The sequence below is a fragment of the Streptomyces thermolilacinus SPC6 genome (assembly GCF_000478605.2).
In the GTDB taxonomy this organism is placed as follows: domain Bacteria; phylum Actinomycetota; class Actinomycetes; order Streptomycetales; family Streptomycetaceae; genus Streptomyces; species Streptomyces thermolilacinus.
Genome location: NZ_ASHX02000001.1, coordinates 3,140,359 through 3,163,929 on the forward strand (window position 1 = coordinate 3,140,359; position 23,571 = coordinate 3,163,929).

At 72.8% G+C, this 23,571-nt stretch carries 23 protein-coding genes; 8 read left to right on the forward strand and 15 right to left on the reverse strand.

The features are described from left to right. Window positions 1-10 precede the first annotated feature (10 nt). Both J116_RS13520 and aspS read right to left on the reverse strand, forming a co-directional pair. Window positions 11-874: a L,D-transpeptidase family protein gene (locus tag J116_RS13520; RefSeq protein WP_023587599.1), complete on the reverse strand. Its 864-nt coding sequence runs from the start codon at window positions 872-874 to the stop codon at window positions 11-13. 229 nt (window positions 875-1,103) lie between these two features. After that, window positions 1,104-2,870 (reverse strand): aspartate--tRNA ligase, encoded by a 1,767-nt coding sequence (aspS, locus tag J116_RS13525; RefSeq protein WP_023587600.1) that lies wholly within the window; start codon window positions 2,868-2,870, stop codon window positions 1,104-1,106. 163 nt (window positions 2,871-3,033) lie between these two features. Between aspS and J116_RS13530 the strand changes: the two genes are divergently transcribed. After that, the gene (locus J116_RS13530) at window positions 3,034-5,172 is read left to right on the forward strand and encodes a SpoIIE family protein phosphatase (RefSeq protein ID WP_023587601.1); all 2,139 of its coding nucleotides are present in this window, start codon (window positions 3,034-3,036) and stop codon (window positions 5,170-5,172) included. On the opposite strand, the gene J116_RS13535 is transcribed toward J116_RS13530, so the two are convergent. Together J116_RS13535 and J116_RS13540 are read right to left on the reverse strand one after the other, a co-directional pair. Further along, the gene (locus J116_RS13535) at window positions 5,136-6,194 is read right to left on the reverse strand and encodes an AI-2E family transporter (protein ID WP_023587602.1); all 1,059 of its coding nucleotides are present in this window, start codon (window positions 6,192-6,194) and stop codon (window positions 5,136-5,138) included. The two genes, J116_RS13530 and J116_RS13535, sit on opposite strands and share 37 nt — an antisense overlap. A gap of 135 nt (window positions 6,195-6,329) precedes the next feature. Further along, window positions 6,330-7,304: a pirin family protein gene (locus J116_RS13540; RefSeq protein WP_023587603.1), complete on the reverse strand. Its 975-nt coding sequence runs from the start codon at window positions 7,302-7,304 to the stop codon at window positions 6,330-6,332. A gap of 195 nt (window positions 7,305-7,499) precedes the next feature. Here J116_RS13540 and J116_RS13545 point away from each other — a divergent pair, with 195 nt between their 5' ends. Further along, window positions 7,500-8,792 carry a sensor histidine kinase gene (locus J116_RS13545; RefSeq protein WP_023587604.1) on the forward strand — a complete coding sequence of 431 codons (1,293 nt, stop codon included), beginning with the start codon at window positions 7,500-7,502 and terminating at the stop codon, window positions 8,790-8,792. A gap of 15 nt (window positions 8,793-8,807) precedes the next feature. Here the strand turns inward: J116_RS13545 and J116_RS13550 are convergent, their stop codons facing one another. From J116_RS13550 to J116_RS13565, 4 genes are all read right to left on the reverse strand, one after another. Continuing rightward, window positions 8,808-9,215 carry a hypothetical protein gene (locus tag J116_RS13550; RefSeq protein WP_023587605.1) on the reverse strand — a complete coding sequence of 136 codons (408 nt, stop codon included), beginning with the start codon at window positions 9,213-9,215 and terminating at the stop codon, window positions 8,808-8,810. A 51-nt stretch (window positions 9,216-9,266) separates the two neighbouring features. Then, window positions 9,267-9,848, reverse strand: a complete 582-nt coding sequence (locus J116_RS13555) for an LURP-one-related/scramblase family protein (RefSeq protein WP_023587606.1) — start codon at window positions 9,846-9,848, stop codon at window positions 9,267-9,269. 120 nt (window positions 9,849-9,968) lie between these two features. Then, complete coding sequence (locus tag J116_RS13560) at window positions 9,969-10,421, reverse strand: SseB family protein (RefSeq protein WP_023587607.1); 453 nt, start codon at window positions 10,419-10,421, stop codon at window positions 9,969-9,971. A gap of 71 nt (window positions 10,422-10,492) precedes the next feature. Then, window positions 10,493-10,819, reverse strand: coding sequence for a hypothetical protein (locus tag J116_RS13565; RefSeq protein ID WP_023587608.1), 327 nt, complete (start codon window positions 10,817-10,819; stop codon window positions 10,493-10,495). Between the two features lie 39 nt (window positions 10,820-10,858). Here J116_RS13565 and J116_RS13570 point away from each other — a divergent pair, with 39 nt between their 5' ends. Continuing rightward, entirely contained in the window at window positions 10,859-11,536 is a 678-nt protein-coding gene (locus J116_RS13570) for an SMI1/KNR4 family protein (RefSeq protein WP_023587609.1), read from the forward strand. On the opposite strand, the gene J116_RS28545 is transcribed toward J116_RS13570, so the two are convergent. Both J116_RS28545 and J116_RS13575 read right to left on the reverse strand, forming a co-directional pair. Further along, window positions 11,514-11,714, reverse strand: a complete 201-nt coding sequence (locus J116_RS28545) for a DUF397 domain-containing protein (RefSeq protein ID WP_023587610.1) — start codon at window positions 11,712-11,714, stop codon at window positions 11,514-11,516. The genes J116_RS13570 and J116_RS28545 overlap by 23 nt on opposite strands. Further along, the gene (locus J116_RS13575) at window positions 11,665-12,537 is read right to left on the reverse strand and encodes a helix-turn-helix domain-containing protein (protein WP_028964027.1); all 873 of its coding nucleotides are present in this window, start codon (window positions 12,535-12,537) and stop codon (window positions 11,665-11,667) included. Before J116_RS13575 ends, J116_RS28545 begins: the two co-directional genes overlap by 50 nt. Window positions 12,538-12,668: 131 nt before the next feature. On the opposite strand from J116_RS13575, the gene J116_RS13580 reads away from it, so the two are divergent. Both J116_RS13580 and J116_RS13585 read left to right on the forward strand, forming a co-directional pair. Then, entirely contained in the window at window positions 12,669-12,863 is a 195-nt protein-coding gene (locus tag J116_RS13580; protein ID WP_028964028.1) for a hypothetical protein, read from the forward strand. Between the two features lie 126 nt (window positions 12,864-12,989). Next, window positions 12,990-14,819 (forward strand): acyl-CoA dehydrogenase, encoded by a 1,830-nt coding sequence (locus tag J116_RS13585; protein ID WP_023587613.1) that lies wholly within the window; start codon window positions 12,990-12,992, stop codon window positions 14,817-14,819. 155 nt (window positions 14,820-14,974) lie between these two features. Here the strand turns inward: J116_RS13585 and J116_RS13590 are convergent, their stop codons facing one another. Then, window positions 14,975-15,487, reverse strand: a complete 513-nt coding sequence (locus J116_RS13590) for a DUF6083 domain-containing protein (protein WP_028964029.1) — start codon at window positions 15,485-15,487, stop codon at window positions 14,975-14,977. A 107-nt stretch (window positions 15,488-15,594) separates the two neighbouring features. On the opposite strand from J116_RS13590, the gene J116_RS13595 reads away from it, so the two are divergent. Both J116_RS13595 and J116_RS13600 read left to right on the forward strand, forming a co-directional pair. After that, window positions 15,595-16,890, forward strand: coding sequence for a M18 family aminopeptidase (locus J116_RS13595; protein ID WP_023587615.1), 1,296 nt, complete (start codon window positions 15,595-15,597; stop codon window positions 16,888-16,890). Window positions 16,891-16,987: 97 nt separating this feature from the next. Continuing rightward, entirely contained in the window at window positions 16,988-17,221 is a 234-nt protein-coding gene (locus tag J116_RS13600) for a hypothetical protein (protein WP_023587616.1), read from the forward strand. Window positions 17,222-17,351: 130 nt separating this feature from the next. Here J116_RS13600 and J116_RS13605 read toward each other — a convergent pair whose 3' ends face one another. Next, a complete protein-coding gene (locus J116_RS13605) occupies window positions 17,352-19,193 on the reverse strand; it encodes an NHL domain-containing thioredoxin family protein (RefSeq protein WP_023587617.1) in 1,842 nt (613 codons plus the stop codon). A gap of 417 nt (window positions 19,194-19,610) precedes the next feature. After that, on the reverse strand, window positions 19,611-20,399 hold the full coding sequence (locus J116_RS13610) for a carbon-nitrogen family hydrolase (RefSeq protein WP_023587618.1): 789 nt from the start codon (window positions 20,397-20,399) through the stop codon (window positions 19,611-19,613). Between the two features lie 201 nt (window positions 20,400-20,600). Between J116_RS13610 and J116_RS13615 the strand changes: the two genes are divergently transcribed. After that, a complete protein-coding gene (locus J116_RS13615) occupies window positions 20,601-21,425 on the forward strand; it encodes a maleylpyruvate isomerase family mycothiol-dependent enzyme (RefSeq protein ID WP_023587619.1) in 825 nt (274 codons plus the stop codon). A 91-nt stretch (window positions 21,426-21,516) separates the two neighbouring features. Here J116_RS13615 and J116_RS13620 read toward each other — a convergent pair whose 3' ends face one another. Then, window positions 21,517-22,827, reverse strand: coding sequence for an MFS transporter (locus J116_RS13620; RefSeq protein WP_023587620.1), 1,311 nt, complete (start codon window positions 22,825-22,827; stop codon window positions 21,517-21,519). Further along, complete coding sequence (locus J116_RS13625; protein ID WP_023587621.1) at window positions 22,824-23,507, reverse strand: GntR family transcriptional regulator; 684 nt, start codon at window positions 23,505-23,507, stop codon at window positions 22,824-22,826. The genes J116_RS13620 and J116_RS13625 overlap by 4 nt, the downstream gene beginning before the upstream one ends. Window positions 23,508-23,571 lie beyond the last annotated feature (64 nt).

Here is a 23,571-nt window from a genome sequence, read left to right on the forward strand (position 1 = left end):
GGCCTCCTGATCAGCGGGCCAGGCTGCGTACGTCGCCCATCACCACCACCGGCTTGTGCGCCGGGTCCAGCCAGCGCAGCAGCTCCCGCATGTGGGCGCGGAGCAGGGAGACGCAGCCCTGCGTGGGCCCGTCGTGGTCCACGTGGAGCCAGATGCCGCCGCCGCGCTCCTCGCCGAGGGGGCGGGCCCAGTCGAGGGGCGTCCTGCCGGGGACGCGGTTGTAGTTGATGGCGACGACGTAGTCGAAGGACCCCTCCAGCGGCTCGCCCAGGGAGCCGGTTCCGGTCGCGACGAACCGGGGGCTCTGGTCGTACGGGAGCTTCGCGCCCGGGTCGGGCAGGAGGCCGCCCGCGTCGGTGAGCCGGAACACGCCGATCGGGGAGCGCAGGTCGTCGCGGACGTGATGGTCGGTCCAGCCCTTGACGGCGTTGTGCGCGGGCCACGGGTCGGACGCGGCGGTCCAGCCGGTGTCGGGGCGGCGTTCGTACAGGGTGGCGGTGCCGGTGTTCAGGTCCCGGCCGTGGCCCTGGACGACGACGGCCTGGCGGGTGTCGGGCGGGATCGCGGCGCGGGTGGCGGGGCCGAGGCCGGGGATCTGCGCGGAAGCGGCGGGCGGCCCCGGTACGCCCTTCGGGGAAGCGGCGGACGCGGTGCCCCTCGGGGACGCGGCGCCCTCCGGGGCGGGGACGCCGCTCGGGTGGGCCCGGCCCCCGGCGGTACCCCGTTCGGCCGAGCCGGTACCGGTGCCGGTACCACCGCCCGGCCCGCCTCCTTGCCCCTCGACGCAGGCGGTCAGCGGCAGCAGCGCGAGCAGCAGCGTCGCGGCGAGTAGGCGGCGGGGGCGTCGCGGGACGGGCGGCAGGGCGGGCGACATGGCGGGCCTTTCGCTGGGGCGGCTTCGGCGCCGCGCCCCGTGTCGGCACGGTTCGCGGCGCTCTCCCCTACAGGCGTGCCACGGTGAGCCCCGCGCAGAACGCACCATCCCCCAGAACGCCCCCGTACGCACGACCCGCCGTCCCCGCGGGGGCATGGCGTAGGCCCCTCCCGGGCATGGCGAAGGCCCCGGAACCTGCCTGGTTCCGGGGCCTTCGCCGTGCCTCTGGTTACTTCTCCGTGGCGGGCTTGCGCACCGAGATGTTCAGCTCGCGGAGGCGGGACTCGTCCAGCTCCGTCGGGGCGCCCATCATCAGGTCCTGGGCGTTGCCGTTGAGCGGGAAGGCGATCGTCTCGCGGATGTTCGGCTCGTCGGCCAGCAGCATGACGATGCGGTCCACGCCCGGGGCGATGCCGCCGTGCGGCGGGGCGCCGAAGCGGAACGCGCGGAGCATGCCCGCGAACTCCTGCTCGACGGTGTCCCGGCCGTACCCGGCGATCTCGAACGCCTTGATCATGATCTCGGGCTCGTGATTCCGGATCGCGCCGGAGGACAGCTCGACGCCGTTGCAGACGATGTCGTACTGCCAGGCCAGGATGTCGAGCGGGTCCTTCTCCTCCAGGTCCTTCATGCCGCCCTGGGGCATCGAGAAGGGGTTGTGGGAGAAATCGATCTTGCCGGTCTCCTCGTCCTTCTCGTACATCGGGAAGTCGACGATCCAGCAGAAGCGGAAGACGTTCTCCTCGAAGTGGCCGGCGCGCTTGGCGGCCTCGACGCGGACCGCGCCCATGATCTTGGAGACCTCTTCGAAGTCGCCCGCGCCGAAGAACACGGCGTGGCCGGGCTTCAGGCCGAGGCGGTCGACCAGCGTCTTGACGTTGTCCTCGGTGAGGAACTTCGCGATGGGGCCACTGAACGCCATGTCCTCGCCGACGCGGATCCAGGCGAGACCCTTCGCGCCGTGCTCGACGGCGAACTCGCCCATCGAGTCGAAGAACTTGCGCGGCTGGTCCTGCACGGCCGGGACCGGCAGGGCGCGGACGTGCTTGCCCGCGAACGCCTTGAACTCGGAGTCCGCGAAGACGTCCGTGATGTCCACGAGCTCCAGCCGCGCGCGCAGGTCCGGCTTGTCGGAGCCGTACTTCAGCATCGCCTCGCGGAACGGGATGCGCGGGAACGGCGAGGTGACGTGGCGGCCGCCGCCGAACTCCTCGAACAGCTCGGTCATGAGCTTCTCGATCGGCTGGAAGACGTCCTCCTGCTCGACGAATGACATCTCGACGTCGAGCTGGTAGAACTCGCCCGGCGAGCGGTCGGCGCGGGCGTCCTCGTCGCGGAAGCAGGGCGCGATCTGGAAGTAGCGGTCGAAGCCCGAGACCATCAGCAGCTGCTTGAACTGCTGCGGCGCCTGCGGCAGCGCGTAGAACTTGCCCGGGTTGAGGCGGGACGGCACGACGAAATCGCGGGCGCCCTCGGGGGAGGTCGCGGTGAGGATCGGCGTGGCCATCTCGTTGAAGCCGAGGGCGACCATCTTCTGCCGGATCGCGGAGATCACGGCCGTGCGCAGCATGATGTTGCGGTGCATGCGCTCGCGGCGCAGGTCCAGGAAGCGGTACTCCAGGCGCCGCTCCTCGTTGACGCCGTCGTCCGTGTTGATGGTGAACGGCAGCGGTCCGGCGGCGCCGAGCACCTCGACCTCGGAGACCTCGACCTCGACCTCACCGGTCGGCAGGTCCGCGTTGACGTTCTCGGCGCCACGCGAGACGACCTTGCCGTCCACGCGGACGACGGACTCCTTGGTCTGCTTGTCGAGGGCCTCGTACGCGGGGGTGCCGGGCCGGGCGACGAGCTGCGTGATGCCGTAGTGGTCGCGCAGATCGATGAAGAGGATGCCGCCCAGGTCGCGCCGATTGTGCAGCCAGCCGCTCAGCCGGACGTCGGTGCCGACGTCAGAAGCGCGGAGCTCGCCGCAGGTGTGGGACCTGTACCGATGCATCGTGGTTCATCCAGTCTTCGCGGATCGGGGTGTTTGTTTCACGTGGAACATGGGCTGTTTCCCGGAAAGCGTTTCACGTGAAACACAGACCAGGGTACCGGGCGGAAGGTTCCGGGCTTTCGCACAGTGGCGTCGCTTCCGCCCATCTTCTTAAAGTGGGGCAATGCGCACCGAGGAGGTCCTGGCCGCGATCCTGACCGGTCTGTGGCGGTGGGACAGCGGGACCGGGATCGTCGAGCTGGACGCCGAGGCGGCCAGGCTGCTGGGGCTGCCCGCCGAGCCAGTGGAGCTGACGGAGGGCGCCGTGCGCTCCCGTTTCCATCCCGTGGACTGGAACGAGATCGACGGCATCGTCAATCTCGCGCTCGCGGAGGGCACCCTCGCCGAGTCACGACTGCGGGTGATGGACGAGAACGGCCGGGTGGTCCGGGCCGTGCGGTCACGCGCGAAGCCGATGGCGTACGGCTCCGGGGGCGGGATGCGGCTGGTCGGCACCCTCCAGGAGGTCGCCGAGCCGGAACCTGGTCCCGGGCGGGCCGCGCGGCAGCCGGTGACGGGTGACTGGCGGCGGTCGCGCGAGGCGTTCCTGCTGGACGCGGGGCGGGCGCTGGCGGAGGCGCGGTCCACGGCGGAGGTGCTGCGGGTCGCGGCGTCGCTGTCGATGCCGGGGTTCTCGCCGGACGGGCTCGCGGTGTTCGGGGTGGCGGGCGACCGACTGACCATCATCGGGCAGCACGGGCACAGCCCCGGTGACGAGAGCCCGTTCGCCGACATGCCGCTGGACACGGACTATCCGGCGGCCGAGGTGGTCCGCACGGGGCGGGCGATCTACCTCTCGACGCCGGAGGACTACCGCAAGCGCTTCCCGGCGACCTGGCCGCTGGCGCAGCGGTTCGGGCGGGAGTCGTGGGCGTTCCTGCCGCTGATCGTGGCGGGCCGGACGATGGGCGCGTGGCTGGCGGCGTTCACGTACCGGGTGGGCTTCTCGCCGGACGAGCGGTCGGTGCTGACGACGGTGGCCCGGATGCTGGCGCAGGCGCTGGCCAGGGCGGGGGTCGCGGAGTCGGAGCGGGAGCTGTCGCTGGGCCTCCAGCGGACGATGCTGCCGGTGCTGGGCCCGGCGATCCCCGGCATGGAGGTGGCCGCGCGGTACGTCCCTACGGGCGGCGGGCTCCAGGTGGGCGGCGACTGGTACGACATGATCCAGCTGCCCGGCGGGCGGGTCGCGTTCGTGATCGGTGACGTGCAGGGGCACGACGTGCGGGCGGCGGGGCTGATGGGCCAGCTGCGGATCGCGCTGCGGGCGTACGCCTCGGAGGGCCACCGCCCGGACGCGGTGCTGTCGAGGGCGTCGCGGTTCCTGTACGGGATCACGGAGGGCGCGCACGGCGTGGACGGCCACGGCCCGGCACCGGCGGCGGGCGACACGGACGGGGCGCGGTTCGCGACGTGCCTGTATCTGGAGGTCGATCCGGCGTCGGGCACGCTGGACATCGCGCGGGCGGGGCACCCGGACCCGGCGGTGCTGATGGCGGACGGCACGGTGATGATGCGGCCGACGGACGGCGGGCTGCCGCTGGGCATCGTCCCGGACACGGACTATCCGACGACGCGGATGACCCTGGAGCCGGGCGAGACGCTGATGCTGTGCACGGACGGGCTGCTGGAGACCGGCGGGCACGACATGGAGACGGGCTGGCTGCGGGTCCGCAAGCTGCTGGAGGAGTACGACCCGCGCCGGGAGTCGCTGGAGGTGCTGGCCGACTCGCTGGTGCAGGCGGTGCACGGGCCGGAGTCGCACCACACGGTGGGCCCGCTCGCGGACCGGCGCGAGGACGACATCGCGGTGCTGCTGCTGTCCCGTACGGGCGATGCCGCCGTGCGGCTGGCCCCGCGCCGTACGGTGCTGACGGTCGCCCAGGCGGAGCCGGAGCGGATCGCGGGCGCGCGGCGGCAGCTGCGGGAGCTGCTGCACGACTGGGCGGACGAGGACCAGGTGGACTCGGCGGTCCTGATGGTGTCGGAGATGGTCACCAACGTGCTGGTCCACACCGACGGGGACGCGCTGCTGGTGGCGGAGGCGCGCGGGGAGCGCGGCGCGCGGCGGCTGCGGGTGGAGGTGGCGGACGCCAGCGACGAGCTGCCGCACCGCAGGAGGCCCGGCGAGATGGCGTCGTCGGGGCGCGGTCTGGTCCTGATGGAGATGCTGGCGCACGCGTGGGGCGTGGACCCGCGCGGCGAGGGCAAGTCGATCTGGTTCGAGCTCTACGAGGGCGGGACGCCGGACACCGGACGGGCGTAGTGCCGCCGCAGCTCCTCGAAGACGCCGAACGCGGCGGCGGTGAGGGGCACGGCGAGCAGCATGCCGAGGATTCCGGCGACGGACGCCCCGGCGGTGAGGGCGAGCAGCACGGCCGCCGGGTGCATCTGGACGGTACGGCTCTGGATGATGGGCTGGAGGACGTTCCCCTCCAGCACCTGCACGGCGAGCACCACGCCGAGCGCCCACAGGGCGATGGCGAGCCCCCGGTCGGCGAAGGCGACGAGGACGGCGACGGCCCCGGAGAGGAACGCGCCGAGGTACGGGATGTAGGCGCCGACGAAGACCAGCGCGCCGAGCCCGACGGCGCCCGGCACGCGCAGCACGAGCAGCCCGGCCGTGATGAGGACGGCGTCGATCAGGGCGATCAGGGTGGTGCCCCGCATGAACCCCTCGACCGCCTCGTACGCGCGGCGCGCCATGGCCTCCACCATGTCGGTGGTGGACGCGGGGGTGAGGGACCGCAGCACGCCGACCGCCCGCCCGGAGTCGCGCAGGAAGAAGAAGACGAGGAAGAGGGCGAGCAGGGCCATGGCCGCCACCTCGGCGACCACGCTGAGCCCCGTGATCACCCCGGACGCGGCGGTGGAACCGAACCGGCCGAGGAGGTTCCGCGCGTTGGCGGCGATGTCGTCGAGGGAGGTCCCTGCGGCGCCGAACCGCTCGGCGAGGTCCCCGGCGGCGCGGCGCAGGGAGTCGACGATCTGGTCGCCCGTGTCGATGAGCGCGGCGACGACGATGTACGCGGCGCCCCCGAAGACCGCGACGACCGCCACGCAGGTGAGCCCGGCGGCAAGCGACCGGTTGACGCGCATCGCGACGAGGCGGCGGTGGAGGGGGCCGAGGAGGGCGGTGCCGAGCAGGGCGAGCAGCGCAGGGGTGACGGCGGTCCGGAAGGTGACGCACAGCCAGACCGCGACGGCGGCCACGCCCGTGACCAGCAGGAGGACGGCGCACCAGGCGGCGAGGCGGCGGACGGGTTCGGGCAGCAGCGGCGGCGGCACGCGACCAGCCCACCACGCGCGCGTGGGCCCCGCAGTCTCGCGGGGCCCACGCGGGTGAGGGGGCGTCAGACGAACGGGGCGGCAGTCACGCCCCGGGTCGCGTGACGCCCCGGGTCGCGTGACACACCGGAAGGGTTACAGCGGCCGGCCCTCGCCCATGCCGTGGACGGCGGGGACGCGGCCGAGCCGGCCCGCCTGGAAGTCCTCGAACGCCTGGAGCAGTTCGTCGCGGGTGTTCATGACGAACGGCCCGTAGTGCGCCATGGGCTCCCGGATGGGCCGCCCGCCGAGGAGGACGACCTCCAGGTCGGGCGTGTTGCCGTCCTGCTTCTCGTCGGCCCGTACGGTGACCGAGCCGCCGTCGCCGAAGACGGCGGTCTGCCCCGTGTGGACGGGCCGCCGCTCGGCGCCGACCGTGCCGCGCCCGGCGAGGACGTAGGCGAGGCCGTTGAAGTCGGAGCGCCAGGGCAGGGTGACCTCGGAGCCGGGGCGCAGGGTGGCGTGGACCATGGTGATGGGCGTGTGGGTGATGCCCGGGCCCTCGTGCCCGTCCAGGTCACCGGCGATGACGCGGAGCAGCGCGCCGCCGTCGGACGAGGTGAGGAGCTTGACGGAGCCGCCGCGGATGTCCTGGTAGCGGGGGTCCTTCATCTTGTCCTTGGCGGGGAGGTTCACCCAGAGCTGGAGGCCGTGGAAGAGGCCGCCGGACATGACGAGGGACTCCGGCGGCGCCTCGATGTGGAGGAGGCCGCTGCCCGCGGTCATCCACTGGGTGTCGCCGTTGGTGATGGTGCCGCCGCCGCCGTTGGAGTCCTGGTGGACGAACGTTCCGTCGATCAGGTACGTGACGGTCTCGAAGCCGCGGTGCGGGTGCCAGGGGGTGCCCTTGGGCTCGCCCGGCGCGTACTCCACCTCGCCCATCTGGTCCATCATGATGAACGGGTCGAGGTAGCGGTAGTTGATCCCGGCGAACGCGCGGCGGACCGGGAAGCCCTCCCCTTCGAAGCCGGTGGGCGCGGTGACCACCGTGAGGACCTTGCGGGCCTGGGTGCCGGCCGGTGCGGCGACGCGGGGCAGGGTGAGCGGGTTCTCGACGGTGACGGCAGGCATGGTGACCTCCAGGAGGCGGGTCGGCGTACACCCAGATTAGTTGAACAATGAACTTCTTGCCAGTGGAACGAGGGGAACGCCCGGTCCATTCTCGGGCCCGAGGTCGTGAACCGGCCGCCTCATGGCCTGATCCGCTCGGCGATACTGCGGGGGACACCGCAGCGCCCACGCCTGCGAGATCGGGGGAACCACCGCATGCGCACGCCCATGCCCGCGTCCGTACCGCCCGCGACGCCCACGCCGACCGCGTCCGGGACCAGGACCCGGTCGCCGCGCAGGGCGCTCGCCTTCGACGTGCTGGTGGCCGCCGCCGCGGCCTTGGAGCTGCTCACCTGGTACGGGGCTCTCGACCGGGCCTCCGCGCTCGTGTGCCCGCCCGCGTTGCTGGCCCTGCTGCTGCGCCGCCGCTTCCCCGTGCCCGTGCTGCTGGCCACGCTGCCGTCCATGGCGACCGGACACCTGTGGATCGCGCCCATGATCGCCCTGTTCACGGTGGCGTCCCGCACCACGCGCACCCCGCTCGTCGTGGCCGCGACGGCCGCGCTGTTCGCCGCGACGATGTGGTCCGGGTACAGCGCGGACACCTCCGGCATGGCGTGGGGCGACCACCTGTTCACGGTGGAGGTGGCACTCATGTTCAGCGTCGGCCCGGCGGGCCTGGGCCTCCTCGCCCGTACGCGCTTCGAGCTGCGCGCCCGGCTGCGGGAGCTGACCGCGTCGCAGGAGCACGGCCGTCGCCTCGAGGCGGAGCGGGCGGTGGCGCGGGAGCGGGCGCGGATGGCCCGCGAGATGCACGACACCGTCTCGTACCACCTGGGGATCATCGCCACGCAGTCCGGCGCGCTGTGGGCCACGGCGCCCGACGAGACGGTCCGGCAGGACGCGGAGACGATACGCCGCCACAGCGCGGCCGGGCTGGCGGAGCTGCGCGAGGTGGTGGGCGTGCTGCGCCGCGCGGCGGGCGCCGACGACGGGGACACCGCCCGCCTCCACCACCTCCCGGCGCTGGTGCGGGACGCTCGCCTGGACGCGGTGCTCGACCTGGACGCCACCCTGCCGGACGGCCGCGCCTGCGCGCCCGCCGTGGAGCGGGCCGCGTACCGGACCGTGCAGGAGGCGCTGACGAACGCCCGCAAGCACGCGCCGGGCGCCCCGGTGACGGTGACCGTACGGCCGTCGGTCCAGGGCGACACCCTGATCGTGGAGGTACGCAACGACGCCCCGCCCGGCGATCCGGCCGCGCCCCAGGGGACCACGCTCGCGACGGGCGACGGGTACGGGCTGACGGGCCTCAAGGAGCGCACGGCCCTGGTGGACGGCACGCTCCGGGCGGGCCCGACACCCGACGGCGGATTCGCGGTACGGGCCGAACTCCCCCTCACGCCCCCACCGGCCGCCCCGGCGACGGCCCCCGCACCGGCCGCACCCGCACCCGCACGGCAGCCACAGCCGCGCTCCGCCCTGGACCGCACGATCCCGAGCCAGTGACCTGACGCCCGCGTCTCAGCGCCGCCCCGAGACGGTGCCCGCGACGAGCCGCACCAGCTCCACGTCCCACGTCGGCAGCAGCAGTTCGGCGGGCGTCCCGCTCCCGCCCGCCGGAACGGCCGTGCAGGTCAGCGAGGTCCCGCCCCGCCCGCCGCCGGACACCGCCGACACGGGCCCGGCCAGCCGCACCGGCTCCTCGGACGCGCCGTCGAGCACGACCCCGGTCCCGCTCAGCACGACGGTGCCGCGCCGCAGGTCGGCCGCCCGCGCACCCATCCGGTACCGGCAGCGCAGCCGCACGGTCTCCCCCCGCCGGTAGGCGGCGACGCGGCGGGGGGGGCGGGGCCTGTCCAGCGCCGTCCCGCCGAGCCACACCCCCAGGTCCATCAGGGCGTGCAGGGCGAATTCCAGCGACAGCAGCATGCGAGCGCTCGGCTCCTCGGTAGGGCGGATCGGATCGGGGACGCGGCGCGGTCAGCGGGACTGGAGGGCGTCCAGCCCGGCGGCCACGCACAGGGCGAGAGCCGGGTCGAGCTCCGGGTCGTGGACGCGCACGACGTACCGGTCGCGCAGCCCCCACAGCCGCTCGACCGACAGGACCGGCTCGCCGTCGTGGACGAAGTCGAAGTGGTACACGAACGGCACCGGCGGCACGGGGACGGGCAGGAACGTGTCGACGACCTGCCAGACGCGCCGCGCGAGCGCCACGGGAAGACTGCGCTCCCGTCCCACGGCGGCGGGCCGCCCCTCGGGGACAAGGTGCCAGGTGGAGCGCGGCAGGGAGGCTCTGGCGTCCTTCCGGAAGAAGCCGAGCGGCTGCCCGTCCGCGCCGGTCACGTCGTACGCGGTGCCGAAGTCCAGCGCCTTGAGTGCCCTGAACGCGCCGAGCCGCCGGGCCCGGTCCTCCCCCGTCCAGAAGGTCAGCTCCTCTTTGAGCGTGAACCGCTCCTGCTCACCGAACGCGAGAACGTCCCCGCCGTCCGGCGCCGTGACGACGTACCGGTTGACGAGCGGGGTGACCTTCTGGGTCATCAGGTATGCGCCGAGCTGCTCCACCCTCGAACAGTAGGCAGCCGCCGGGCGCCGCCCCTCCGCCTCAGGAGGGATTGGCACCCCCGCCGACCGGAGGGGTACGCGGCCCGGCGAGGACCGCCGGGAAGGGGGGCGGGGTCCGGATCAGCCGTACATGCGGCGCATCGCGAAGTCGACCATCTCCTCGACGGCCTTCGCGTCGAACACGATCCGGTGGTCGCCCTCCATGTCGAGGACGAAGCCGTACCCGGTCGGCAGGAGGTCCAGGACCTCCGCGCCGGTGATCACGAAGTACTTGGACTCCTTGCCCGCGTACCGGCGCAGCTGCTTCAGGGACGTGAACATCGGGATGACCGGCTGCTGCGTGTTGTGCAGCGCCAGGAAGCCCGGGTTGTCGCCGCGCGGGCAGTACACCTTGGACGTGGCGAAGATCTGCTGGAAGTCCTCGGCGGACATCGAGCCCGTGGTGAACGCGCGCACCGCGTCGGCGAGGGACGGCGGCGACGGCTCCGGGTACAGCGGCGGCTGCTGCCCGTACCCCTGCTGGGGCGGGGCGTACTGCTGCTGGGCGCCCGGGTTCTGCTCGTAGCCGTACATGCACGCAAGGGTACTGAGTGCGCGGCCCGCCCGTGCGCCCGCCCGGCAAGTGGGCGGGGGCCCTCCGGGGCCTACAGGGCGCTCGCCACGATCAGCGCGACCGTCGGCGCCAGGGTCGCCGCCGCGCCTACCGACCAGTACAGGGCGCCGCTGCCCTCGTCCCGGCGGCGGACCGGCCGGTTCGCCAGCCACCAGACCAGCGCGAACAGCAGCACGACGGGACCGAACACCACGAACCACGGCCACACGCCGTCGTTCTCCGTCGGCTCCCGCCGCGTCCAACCCAGCGCCGCGAGCGGCCAGTTCGACAGCAGGTACCAGACCATCCACACGGGTACGACGGCGGGAACCCCGAGCCCCAGGTTCAGCCCCGCCCCCACCACCAGCCACTTCCGCATCGGCCCAGTCTGTCAGTGGCGCGCCCTACGCTCACCCGTATGAGCGCACACATCTGGGCGGGCGTACGGGAACGGGTCCTCGCGCTGGCCAAGACGCCCGGCGCGGACGAGGTGTTCGGATTCCCGCGCGGCGGCACCCCGCTGGACGACCCACTGACCGAGGCCGAGTTGGCCGACCTGGAGCGGTACTGCGGGGTGCGGCTGCCCGACGAGTACCGGAACTTCCTGCTGCACGTCGGCGCGGGCGGCGCGGGCCCGGCGTACGGCGTCTTCCCGGTCCGCCGCGACGCCGGCGGAGCGTGGCAGTGGCACGGCGACGGCGGCGACATGACGCTGCCGAAGCGCCTCGCGGAGCCGTTCCGGCAGCGCATGTCCCCGGAGGAGCTGGACGCCCTTCTGGGGGACCAGCCCGACGAGGAGGCGTACGAGGACATCGACGACTTCGACACGGCGAACGACGCGTGGGAGGAGCGGCTCTACGCCACCCTGTGGTCCGACGACCACACGGCCGGCGCGATCTGCCTGTGCCACCTGGGCTGCGCCCAGCGGCAGTGGCTCGTCGTGTCCGGCCCGGAGCGCGGCCGCATGTGGGACGACTCCCGCTGCGACCACGCGGACCTGGAACCGCTGGGCGTGACGTTCGCCCAGTGGTACCTGGACTGGCTCGCGGAGGCCGAGAAGACCGCCGGGACGGTCAGCCCTTCAGAGACGCGATGAACGGCGCCCACGCCCGCGCGGACACCACGACCACGCCCCCGTCCGGCACCTTGGAGTCCCGGACGGGGACCAGACCGGTGACGCCGTCGGCGACTTCGACGCAGTCGCCACCCGACGCATTGCTGTAGCTACTGCTCCGCCAGATGGCGCTGTTCAAGTCGATTGGGTTGCTTGCCATTTCGGTAGTCCTCAGCCGCTGATTCGATCAAGGCGAGGGACGCCTGTGGCGCCAATGCGGCGGCCCTCAGCAGATCGTACGACTTCTGGTAGCCGGCTACGAGAGCTGGATCGTCAATGGTGTGCCCGCTGTGCAGCGACTCCGTGTAGACCAAGGGTGGAGCGTCGGCGAAGGTGAGGATCTTGGCGCTGCCAATCATGAACGGGTGCGCCCCGACGTTCCACGGCAGGACTTGCACAATGATCCGTCGCCGCTTCACCAGAGCTGTGATGCGGTCGAGCTGCTCCGCCATCTGCTGGGGCTGAAGGAGGGACTGGAGAACCAGCCCCTCAGGCAGAACCACCCAGTAGCACGGCTTGGCGTGGTCCTCCTCGAAGATGCGCGCCCTAGCGAGTCTGGCGGTGACCTTGACCTCTGTCTCCGCCATCGGCTCCAGCGGCCTGATCGCCGCGGCTACGGCGTACGCGTACGCCTCAGTCTGAAGCAGACCTGGAAAGACCGTCGGGCACCACTCTTCGATGGTGAGCGCGCACTTCTCCGCCTCCAGGATGCGTTCGAAGTACTCGGCGTGGCCGTTCCGCCGGGCCCGCCGCACATCCTCGCAACACCGCTCGAAGTACCCGTCCGTCTTCAGGGCTCGGTCCACATGCCGGGCCAGGTCTGCGGGGATGCTCCGCTGGCCGCGCTCGATCTCGCTCAGGTACGTCGCCCCGTAGAAGCTGCCCTCCACCAACTGCTCCAGCGTGAGGCCCGCCCGCTCGCGCTGGAAGCGCAGCTCCTTGCCGTAGAAGCTCGGCACGCTCTCCGAGCCGTCGATCTCCACCCGCTGCCCTCGCGCCACCGGAGATCCCCGTTCACACCTGACCCCGTGGGGCGGAAACGGCTTCCACGGTAGGCGGCACCGCGCCAGTCTGTGACGGGTTCGCCACAGCACGCACGGAAAGGGTGAACACGATGAACATCGACTACGACGCGGAGGCCGACCGGCAGGCGCGCCTCACGGTGGACGAGCTGCGAGTGGTCCTCGGGTCGCACGGGATCAAGCTGCCGTCGCTCGGGCGCGACTTCGCGGACCCGCCGCTGATCACGCTAGGGAACTGCAACCTGGCGACCGCCAGGGCTCTGGTGGACGTTCTGCGCAGGGCGTGAAAGGCGTAACGCGTCACAGTTCGGGCGGCAGGGGTTGCCCTTATTACCCGTGGGTAGCATCATCGTAGCTACTAGCTGGTAGATGCACGAGGAACCTGCCTCCCGATCCCTTACGGAGCCGTCGCCATGGGGCACTACAAGTCGAATCTCCGCGACATCGAGTTCAACCTCTTCGAGGTCCTCGGGCGCGACAAGGTGTACGGCACCGGTCCGTTCGAGGAGATGGACGTCGAGACCGCCAAGAGCGTCCTGGACGAGCTCCGCCGCCTCGCGGAGAACGAGTTCGCCGAGTCCTTCGCCGACGCGGACCGCAACCCGCCGGTCTTCGACCCGGAGACCAACACCGCTCCCATCCCGGAGTCCTTCAAGAAGTCCTACAAGGCCTTCATGGACTCCGAGTACTGGCGGCTCGGCCTGCCGGAGGAGATCGGCGGCACGACCTCCCCGCGCTCCCTGATCTGGGCGTACGCGGAGCTGATCCTCGGCTCGAACCCGGCCGTGTGGATGTACTCCTCCGGCCCGGCCTTCGCCGGTGTCCTCTTCGAGGAGGGCAACGAGGCGCAGAAGAAGATCGCCGAGATCGCCGTCGAGCGCCAGTGGGGCTCGACCATGGTGCTGACCGAGCCCGACGCGGGCTCCGACGTGGGCGCCGGCCGCACCAAGGCCGTCCAGCAGGAGGACGGCTCGTGGCACATCGAGGGCGTGAAGCGGTTCATCACGTCCGGTGAGCACGACATGTCGGAGAACATCCTCCACTATGTCCTCGCCCGTCCCGAGGGTGCCGGTCCGGGCACCAAGGGCCTGTCGCTGTTCCTCGTCCCGAAGTACCACTTCGACTGGGAGACCGGCGAGCTGGGCGAGCGCAACGGCGTCTACGCGACGAACGTCGAGCACAAGATGGGCCTCAAGGCGTCCAACACGTGCGAGATGACCTTCGGCGACAAGCACCCCGCCAAGGGCTGGCTCATCGGCGACAAGCACGACGGCATCCGCCAGATGTTCCGCATCATCGAGTTCGCCCGCATGATGGTCGGCACGAAGGCCATCGCCACCCTCTCCACGGGCTACCTCAACGCCCTGGAGTACGCCAAGGAGCGCGTGCAGGGCCCCGACCTGGCGAACTTCATGGACAAGACCGCGCCGAAGGTCACCATCACGCACCACCCCGACGTGCGCCGCTCGCTCATGACGCAGAAGGCGTACGCGGAGGGCATGCGCGCCCTCGTCATGTACACCGCCGCGATCCAGGACGAGATCCAGATCAAGGAGGCGGCGGGCGAGGACGCCAAGGCGCTGCACGGCCTGAACGACCTGCTCCTGCCGATCGTGAAGGGCTACGGCTCCGAGAAGTCGTACGAGCAGCTCGCCCAGTCGCTCCAGACGTTCGGCGGCTCCGGCTACCTCCAGGAGTACCCGGTCGAGCAGTACATCCGGGACGCCAAGATCGACACCCTCTACGAGGGCACGACCGCCATCCAGGGCCAGGACTACTTCTTCCGGAAGATCGTCCGCGACCAGGGCGCCGCGCTGAACACGCTCTCCGAGGAGATCAAGAAGTTCCTCGCGGTGGGCACCGGCGGCGAGGACCTGGCCCCGGCCCGCGAGGCGCTCGCCAAGGCGGCCGTGGACCTGGAGGGCATCGTCGGCAAGATGCTCACGGACCTCACCGCGACCGGCGAGGACGTCAAGAACATCTACAAGGTCGGCCTGAACACCACGCGCCTGCTCATGGCGTCCGGTGACGTCGTCGTCGGCTACCTGCTGCTGCGCGGTGCCGCCGTCGCCGCCGAGAAGCTGGCCGCCGGCGCCTCCGCCAAGGACGTCGCCTTCTACCAGGGCAAGATCGCGGCGGCGAAGTTCTTCGCGGCCAACGTCCTGCCCGGTGTCGCCACCGAGCGCCTCATCGCCGAGGGCGTCGACAACTCCCTGATGGAGCTGGACGAGTCCGCCTTCTGACGGCCGCGCCCCAGGGCGCTGCCGAGGCCTGACGGCCCGCTTCCCCGGATGGTCCGGTCCGGGGACGCGGGCCGTCCGCGTACCCGGACCCCGATGCCGTACCGGACCCCGATGCCGTACCGGGGCGTGCCCCGCCCGGTCGCCGTACCGCGTGCTCAGGCCGCGCGGCGGCGGGCCGGGCAGACGTCGAAGTGGCTCACCCGGCACGTGTCCGCCGGGACCGCGCCGTGCAGGTGCACCGCCGTGCCGTCGCCCGCTATGTACCAGCGGCGGCCGCGCGGCACCCCCGCCACCGGCCGCACCCCCGGCTCGATGGCCACCCACCGGTCGCCCGTCGTGCGGTGCCAGCGCGCCCGGCCCCCGCAGTACCGGCACGTCATGGGCGCGCCCGTGCGCGGCGAGGGCACCGGCGCGGGGCCCCGGCCGGACGCGCGCAGGGCCGCCGCCGTCACCGGCAGCACGTCCCCCAGCCGTACCGGATCGCGGTCCGCCGAGCCCGTGCCCGCCTTCGTGCACGCCGGGCACAGCGGCATCATCAGCGGCAGGCTCCACTGCGCGCCGGGCCCCTCGCAGGCCGCGCAGACGGGCCCCGCCGCGGCGCGGGCGGGCGCGGCGCCGCGCGGGGCGGCCGAAGTCGTCGTCGTCTCCACCAGTGCACCTCCGGTCACGCGTCGGTCTACGGTGTGTCTTCCCCGCCGATACTCGCAGCCACCACTGACAACGCCGCTGCCCGAACCCCTGCGCCCACCGCCGGGGCCGCCCGTATGGTGTGGGCATGAGCAGCTCTGCCACCCGCTTCGACCGCGGCCACACCGACGACCTGATCACGTTCCTGGCGGCCTCGCCGTCTCCGTACCACGCCGTGGCGACCGCCGCCGAGCGGCTGGAGAAGGCCGGCTTCCGCCAGGTCGAGGAGACCGCGGCGTGGGACGGCACGACGGGCGGCAAGTACGTGATCCGGGGCGGCGCGATCATCGCGTGGTACGTGCCGGAGGGCGCCGCCGCGCACACCCCGTACCGGATCGTGGGCGCCCACACCGACTCGCCGAACCTCCGCGTGAAGCCGCGGCCCGACAGCGGCGCCCACGGCTGGCGGCAGGTCGCCGTCGAGATCTACGGCGGGCCCCTGCTGAACTCGTGGCTCGACCGCGACCTGGGCATCGCCGGGCGGCTCACCCTCCGCGACGGCGGTCACCGGCTCGTCAACGTGGACCGGCCGCTGCTGCGCGTCCCGCAGCTCGCCATCCACCTCGACCGGGGCGCCAACGACGGCCTGAAGCTGGACCGGCAGCGGCACATGCAGCCCATCTGGGGCCTGGGCGACGACGTCCGCGAGGGCGACCTGATCCGCTTCCTCGCCGACGAGGCCGGGCTCGACGCCGACGAGGTCACCGGCTGGGACCTCATGGTCCACTCCGTGGAGCCGCCCGCCTACCTGGGACGCGACCGCGAACTGCTCGCCGCGCCGCGCCTGGACAACCTGCTGTCCGTGCACGCCGCCACCGCCGCGCTCGCCGCCGTCGCCACCGCCGGTGAACCGCCCGCGTGCATCCCCGTCATGGCCGCCTTCGACCACGAGGAGAACGGCTCCGAGTCGGACACCGGCGCGCAGGGCCCCCTGCTCGGCACGGTGCTGGAACGGTCCGTCTACGCGCGCGGGGGCACCTACGAGGACCGCGCCCGCGCCTTCGCCGGGACCGTCTGCCTCTCCTCCGACGTGGGCCACGCCGTGCACCCCAACTACGCGGAGCGGCACGACCCGACGCACCACCCGCGCCCCAACGGCGGGCCGATCCTCAAGGTGAACGTCAACCAGCGGTACGCCACGGACGGTTCCGGCCGCGCCGTGTTCGCCGCCGCGTGTGACGAGGCGGGCGTGCCGTGGCAGTCGTTCGTCTCCAACAACGACATGCCGTGCGGCACGACGATCGGTCCCATCACCGCCGCCCGGCACGGCATCCGGACCGTGGACATCGGTGTGGCGTGCCTGTCGATGCACAGCGCGCGCGAACTGTGCGGCGCCGACGACCCGTACCTCCTCGCCAACGCCCTGGTCGCGTTCCTGAAGTGACCCCTCCTCATGTGACTTCAGGTCCGGAGGCGTCGCGGGCCCCGCAGCGGGTACCCGCAAGGTCTCCGGGACGAGTTCACACACGAGGAGGCACACCATGGGCCTGGGCGGATGCCTGCTGCTCATCGCGGGAGGCGCGATCCTCACGTTCGCGACCGACTGGGAAGTCAGCGGCTTCAATCTGGACGTCGCCGGACTGATCATGATGGCGGTGGGGCTGATCGGCGTCGCCGCGTACACGAGCCTGGCACGCCGGCGCAGGGCGGTCGTCCCGCCCGTCGCGCCGGTCATGGAGCCGGACCCGCTGCGCGACGACGGCCGCCACCTCTGACGCGGGCGTGCGGCGGCTCAACGGCAGCGCGCACCGGCTGAACGGCAGTGCGGCGGTACAGGGAACGCCCCCGGTACGACATACGTACCGGGGGCGTTCGCGTACCGCCTGACAGGTCCTATGCCTGCGCTTACGCCTGCGCCTCCGCCTCGTCGAGGCCCGCGAGGATCAGCGGGAGGCGGGTGGCGCCGCCGTCCTCGACCCGCACCGGGACGCCCCAGTCCTGCTGGTGGACGTGGCAGGCCGGGTACTCGTTCTCCGGGTCGTCGTCGCAGGACGCGGCCATCGCGGAGACGTGCAGGACGCCCTCCGTGACCGACGGGTCGAGCTTCAGTTCGCGGAACAGGTCCGTGCCCTGGCCCGCGCCGTCCGCCAGCAGCTCCGGCGGGGTGGACGAGACCAGCAGGCGGGTCGAGGGCCCGTACCGCTCGTCCAGCTTCTGCCCCGTCGGCGCGCGGAACACGACGTCCAGCCGGAGCGTGCCGGGCGCGATGGCCGTCGCCTCCCGCTGCGTGCGGTGCGCGACCGCCGCGACCCGCACGGCCTCCTCGGGCAGGCGCAGCCGGGTCAGCCGGTGCCGGGCCGACTCGACCACCACCAGGTCGTCGCCGACGAGGACGGCGTCGCTCGGCTCGCGCAGGTCCGTCGCCAGGGTGGTGACCTCGCCGGTCGCGGGGTCGTAGCGGCGCAGCGCGTGGTTGTACGTGTCGCACACCGCGACCGAGCCGTCCGGGAGGGCGGTGACGCCCAGCGGGTGCTGGAACAGGGCCTGTTCGGCGGCGCCGTCCCGGTGCCCGAAGTCGAACAGGCCGGTGCCGACGGCCGTGTGGACGACGCCCTCCGGGTCCACCCAGCGGACGGCGCTCGTCTCGGAGTCGGCGATCCACAGGCGGTCCTCGGTCGCCGCGAGCCCGGACGGCTGCGCGAACCACGCCTCGGCGGCGGGGCCGTCCACCAGGCCCTCGTTGGTGGTTCCGGCCGCGACCTGGACGGTGCCGGCCTCGGGGTCGTACGCCCACAGCTGGTGGACACCGGCCATGGCGATCCACACGCGGCCCTGCCACCACGCCACGTCCCACGGCGACGACAGGGCGACCTCGCGGGCCGGGCCCGAGGTGGGGGAGCCCTGCATCCACTGGGCGCCGGTCCCGGCGAGCGTCACGACCTCGCCGGTCGCCGGGTCCAGGGCGCGCAGCGCGTGGTTGACGGTGTCCGCGACGACGATCCGCCCGTCGGGGAGGACGCACATGCCCTGCGGCTCGCTGAACCTCGCGGACCCGGCGGGCCCGTCGGCCAGCCCGCGCTGCCCGTCGCCGTAGCGGCGCACCACGGTCTCCCCGTCGGCGGCCACCTCGACCAGCTGGTGGCGGGTCGTGTCGGAGACGAGGAGGTTGCCGTTGTCGAGGGCGATCACCTTGCCGGGGAAGCGCAGGTGGGTGGCGACGGGCTCCGGCGCCACGTACGGGCCGTCGCCGCGCCGCAGGGTGCCCTTGGCCTCGTGCTCGGCCTCCAGCTCCTCGACCAGGGTCTCGATGGCCTTGGCGTGGCCCTCGCCCGCGTGCTGGGCGACGACGTACCCCTCCGGGTCGATCACGACGAGCGTCGGCCAGGCCCGTACGGCGTACTGCTTCCAGGTGGCGAGCTTCGGGTCGTCCAGGACGGGGTGCTCGACGCCGTACCGCTCGACGGCGTCCACGACGGCCTGGTGGTCGGCCTCGTGCACGAACTTCGGCGAGTGCACGCCGATGATCACGAGCGTGTCGCGGTGCTTCTCCTCCAGTTCGCGCAGCTCGTCCAGCACGTGCAGGCAGTTGATGCAGCAGAAGGTCCAGAAGTCGAGGATGACGATACGTCCCCGCAGGTCGGCGAGGGTGTACGAGGCTCCGCCCGTATTGAGCCAGCCTCCTTCACCGACCAGCTCGGGAGCACGGACACGGGCGCGGCGGGGGGTGGCGGGCGCGGCATCGTTCATGCTTCAAGCTTGCCACCCGCCCCTCGCCCGTGGCCCAGCCCCCTGCGCGCTGCCGACCCACCCCCCTGCGGGCCGCTTCCGCTCCGCTGGCGTCCAGCCCCTGGCCCTGCCCTGCGGGCCGCTTCCGCTCCGCTGCGGGCATGCGTTCCGCCGGGGGCTGAGCCCCGGGCCCCCGCGGGCCCATGCCGCGCTCCGCGCCGCCCCGCTGTGGGCCGGCGCCCGCCCCGCTGTGGGCGTGGGCGCGGGGCGGAACGCACGCACACAGCGGGGGGCGGCGGCGCGGGGTGGGACGCAGGCCCGCGGGGCTCGGAGCCCGGCCCCAGGCGGGACCGGCCCACAGCGGGGGCGGCGCGCGGTGCGGGGTTGCGCCCCAGGCCGAAAGGGCTTGGCTCCGCAGAGGTGAGCCGGGCTCAGGGGCTAGTGGGGGGCCCTCGGGCCAAGGACCCGGTCCTTGAGGGCGGGGAAGGACGCGCGGGTCTCGGGGACGCGCTCCGGGTCGAGGGTCACCGTCAGGACCTCCTCCGTCCGCCCCGCCTCCGCCAGGACCTCGCCCCACGGGTCCACGACCACGCTGTGCCCCGCCTGCTCCACGCCCGCGTGCGCCCCGGCCGTCCCGCAGGCCAGCACGTACGCCTGGTTCTCCACCGCCCGCGCCCGCGCCAGCAGCGACCAGTGCTCGCGCCGCCGCTCCGGCCAGCCCGCAGGGATCACGAACGCCGCGGCGCCCGCGTCCACCAGCCCCCGGAACAGCTCCGGGAACCGCAGGTCGTAGCAGGTCGCGAGCCCGAACGGCAGCTCCGGGTGCGGCGCCACGACCAGCTCGGAGCCCGCCGACATCAGCACCGCCTCGCCCTGGTCGAAGCCGAACCGGTGGATCTTCCGGTACGAGCACACCAGCTCCCCGCCGGGGGAGAACACCAGCGACGTGTTGTACAGGGCCTCCCCGTCGCGCTCCACGAACGACCCCGCGTGCAGCCACACGCCCGCGTCCGCCGCCGCCGCGGCCATCGCCTCGTACGTCGGCCCGCGCAGCGGCTCCGCGTCCGTCGCGAACGCCTCGTACGCGAAGGCGCCGACCGGCCACAGCTCCGGCAGGACCACCAGGTCCGACGCGGACTCGTCGCGTACGAGCGCGGCGGCGCGCCGCCGCCGGGCGTCCACCGATTCGTCCGGGTTGACCGCAATCTGGATCAGAGAGGCGCGCACACTACCACCGTCCTGGCGTTGAAGCCGTCAATACGGGCCTACGATCGTCACACGAAAGCACTGCCGAGGGGCTTGGGGTGAGCGTACTGTTCTCCCCTGGGGGATCTTTACCCCCGAGGACCGCGTCCAGGGGGGACCCCCGGGGCTCCCCGGCAGCCGCCACTGCACCCAGCCCGCGTACCAAGCCGCACGAGGGGTCCCGTGACCGTCCATCCCAGCCTCCAGACCTACGCCGACGCCTGGACCCACTCCATCGAGGCCATATCCGAGCTGGTGCAGCCGCTCGTCGAGGGCGAGTGGAACCGCGCCACCCCGTGCCCCGGCTGGTCGGTACGGGACATCGTCTCCCATGTCATCGGGCTCGAATGCGAGATGCTGGGCGACCCGCGGCCGATTCACTCCCTGCCCCGCGACCTGTACCACGTGCGCAGCGACTTCGCGCGGTACATGGAGATGCAGGTCGACGTGCGGCGGCACCACACGGCACCGGAGATGACGGCCGAGCTGGAGTACGTCATGATCCGCCGCGCCCGCATGCTGCGCAACGAGAACCGCTCCCCCGACACGCTGGTGCGCGCCCCGCTCGGCGCCCAGCAGAGCCTCGAAGTGGCGTACCGGATGCGCGCGTTCGACGTGTGGGTGCACGAGCAGGACCTGCGCACGGCGCTGAACAAGCCCGGCAACCTCGACTCGCCCGGCGCCTACGTCGTACGGGACAACCTCCTGACCGTCCTGCCGAAGGTCGTCGCGAAGGACGCGGGCGCCCCGCCGAACACGGCCGTCGTGTTCGACGTGAGCGGCCCCGTCGAGTTCCTGCGGACGGTCCGGGTGGACGCGGAGGGGCGCGGCACGGTCGACGGCGCCCCGTCGCTGGGTCCCGCCGTGACGCTGGCGACGGACTGGGAGACGTACGTGCGCCTCGCCTGCGGGCGGGTGCGGCCCGCCGCCGTCGCCGACCGGGTGAAGATCGAGGGCGACGAGGAGCTGGCCCACGCCATCCTCGCCCACTTCGCCGTCACGCCGTAGCGCGCCCGCGTCCCATCCCTCCCGCGCCGTAGCCCCCCGGCGTCACGCCCTGGCGCCGTCACGCCCGCGCCCCCGCGGCGCCCCGCAGCCGTCACGCCGGGACGTGGACCGCCTCCACGCGGCTGGCCACCAGCCGCTCCCGCTCCAGGCGGGCCGTGCGGGCGCGCAGGCGCAGGATCTGGGCGACGCCCAGGACCTGGAGGACGAACACCGACGAGAACGCCACCCGGTAGCTGCCGCCGGTGGCGTCCAGCAGGACACCGATCGCGAACAGCGTCGTCATCGAGGCGGTGAACCCGCCGATGTTGACGATCCCGGACGCCGTGCCCTGCCGCTCCGGCGGGTTCGCGGGCCGCGCGAAGTCGAAGCCGATCATCGACGCGGGCCCGCACGCACCGAGCACCGCGCACAGGGCGACGAGCAGCCACATCGGGGCGTGCTCCCCCGGGTACGTCACGGTGCCCGCCCACACGAGGGCCGTCGCGCCGATGGTGCCCAGCGCCAGGGGCGCCCGCGCCGCGTGGTGACGGGCGATCAGCTGCCCGTACACGAGGCCCACGACCATGTTGGAGAGCACCACCACGGTCAGCAGCTCACCGGCCCGCCCCCGCGACAGGCCCTGCGCCTCCACCAGGAACGGCATCCCCCACAGCAGCAGGAACACCATGGCGGGGAACTGCGTCGTGAAGTGCACCCACATGCCGAGGCGGGTGCCCGGTTCCCGCCAGGCGCGCGCGATCTGGTGGCGTACGTACGCCACCCCGGCGTGCGGCACGGGCTCCGGCTCGAAGCCCTCGGGGTGGTCCTTCAGGAACGCCACGACCAGCACGAGGACCACCAGACCGGCCAGGGAGCTGCCCGCGAACGTCGCGGTCCAGCCCAGCGAGTCCAGCGCCCGCGCCAGCACGATCGTGGACAGCAGGTTGCCGACGACCCCGAAGAGGCCCGCGATCTGCACGATCATCGGCCCGCGCCGCGCCGGGAACCAGCGGCTGCCCAGCCGCAGCACGGAGATGAACGTCATCGCGTCGCCGCAGCCCAGCAGCGCGCGGGCGGCGAGGGCCATCCCGTACGACGGGGACAGCGCGAAGCCCAGCTGCCCGACGGTGAACAGCACGATCCCGAGCGTCAGGACCTTCCGCGTGCCCAGCCGGTCCACGAGCAGGCCGACGGGTATCTGCATGCCGGCGTAGACGAGGAGCTGGAGGATCGAGAACGCCGACAGGGCGGAGGCGTTGACGTGGAAGCGGTCGGCCGCGTCGAGCCCGGCCACGCCCAGCGACGTACGGAAGACGACCGCGACGAGGTACACGCACACGCCGACGCCCCACACGAGAGCCGCCCGGCGGCCACCGGGCGGATCGAGGGGGAGGGTGAGCGGGGCGGAGGACGGGGAACTCATCGGTCCTCACCCCGGACCAGCACCTTCACCCGGCTGACGTGGGCGCGCACACAGCGGGCCGCGCCCTCCGCGTCACCGGCGCGCAGCGCGTCCAGGATCTCGGCGTGCTCGGCGATGTTCTTCGCGACGCGGTCCGGGTGGGCCTCCATCACGGCTACACCCATGCGCAGTTGACGGTCCCTCAGCTGGTCGTACAGCTTCGACAGGATCTGGTTCCCGGCGTGCCGGACGATCTCGGCGTGGAAGCAGCGGTCGGTCACGGCGACCGCGCGGAGGTCGCCCTCGCGCGCGTGCTCCCGCTGTTCGGTGAGCAGTTCCTCAAGGCGCGCGAGGAGCGGCGCGGGCAGCGGCACGGCCTTGCGGACGGCGAACTCCTCGACCAGCAGGCGGGTTTCCACCACGTCCGCGATCTCCTGCGCGGAGACGGCGAGGACGAGCGCGCCCTTCTTGGGGTACAGCTTGAGCAGCCCCTCCATCTCCAGCTTCAGCAGCGCCTCGCGCACCGGGGTGCGGGACACCCCGACGGCCTCCGCCAACTCGCCTTCCGTGAGCAGCGTTCCACCCTCGATGCGGCGATCCAGGACCGCCTCCTTGACGTGGGCGTACACCCGCTCGGCGGCGGGCTGGGCGGGGTTCGGGGAGGGGGCGGGACCGGGGGACGGGGGCGCGGCGGATGGCATGCGCACAGGATAGATACAACAGGGGTGCATCCCGGGGTCCGTCCAGGATGTGGACGGACCCTGC

Coding starts and splice junctions, on each gene's coding strand:
- J116_RS13520 (WP_023587599.1), bottom strand. CDS start 874: ATGTCGCCCGCCCTGCCGCCCGTCCCGCGACGCCCCCGCCGCCTACTC.
- aspS (WP_023587600.1), bottom strand. CDS start 2,870: ATGCATCGGTACAGGTCCCACACCTGCGGCGAGCTCCGCGCTTCTGAC.
- J116_RS13530 (WP_023587601.1), top strand. CDS start 3,034: ATGCGCACCGAGGAGGTCCTGGCCGCGATCCTGACCGGTCTGTGGCGG.
- J116_RS13540 (WP_023587603.1), bottom strand. CDS start 7,304: ATGCCTGCCGTCACCGTCGAGAACCCGCTCACCCTGCCCCGCGTCGCC.
- J116_RS13545 (WP_023587604.1), top strand. CDS start 7,500: ATGCGCACGCCCATGCCCGCGTCCGTACCGCCCGCGACGCCCACGCCG.
- J116_RS13550 (WP_023587605.1), bottom strand. CDS start 9,215: ATGCTGCTGTCGCTGGAATTCGCCCTGCACGCCCTGATGGACCTGGGG.
- J116_RS13560 (WP_023587607.1), bottom strand. CDS start 10,421: ATGTACGGCTACGAGCAGAACCCGGGCGCCCAGCAGCAGTACGCCCCG.
- J116_RS13565 (WP_023587608.1), bottom strand. CDS start 10,819: ATGCGGAAGTGGCTGGTGGTGGGGGCGGGGCTGAACCTGGGGCTCGGG.
- J116_RS13570 (WP_023587609.1), top strand. CDS start 10,859: ATGAGCGCACACATCTGGGCGGGCGTACGGGAACGGGTCCTCGCGCTG.
- J116_RS28545 (WP_023587610.1), bottom strand. CDS start 11,714: ATGGCAAGCAACCCAATCGACTTGAACAGCGCCATCTGGCGGAGCAGT.
- J116_RS13580 (WP_028964028.1), top strand. CDS start 12,669: ATGAACATCGACTACGACGCGGAGGCCGACCGGCAGGCGCGCCTCACG.
- J116_RS13585 (WP_023587613.1), top strand. CDS start 12,990: ATGGGGCACTACAAGTCGAATCTCCGCGACATCGAGTTCAACCTCTTC.
- J116_RS13595 (WP_023587615.1), top strand. CDS start 15,595: ATGAGCAGCTCTGCCACCCGCTTCGACCGCGGCCACACCGACGACCTG.
- J116_RS13600 (WP_023587616.1), top strand. CDS start 16,988: ATGGGCCTGGGCGGATGCCTGCTGCTCATCGCGGGAGGCGCGATCCTC.
- J116_RS13605 (WP_023587617.1), bottom strand. CDS start 19,193: ATGAACGATGCCGCGCCCGCCACCCCCCGCCGCGCCCGTGTCCGTGCT.
- J116_RS13620 (WP_023587620.1), bottom strand. CDS start 22,827: ATGAGTTCCCCGTCCTCCGCCCCGCTCACCCTCCCCCTCGATCCGCCC.
- J116_RS13625 (WP_023587621.1), bottom strand. CDS start 23,507: ATGCCATCCGCCGCGCCCCCGTCCCCCGGTCCCGCCCCCTCCCCGAAC.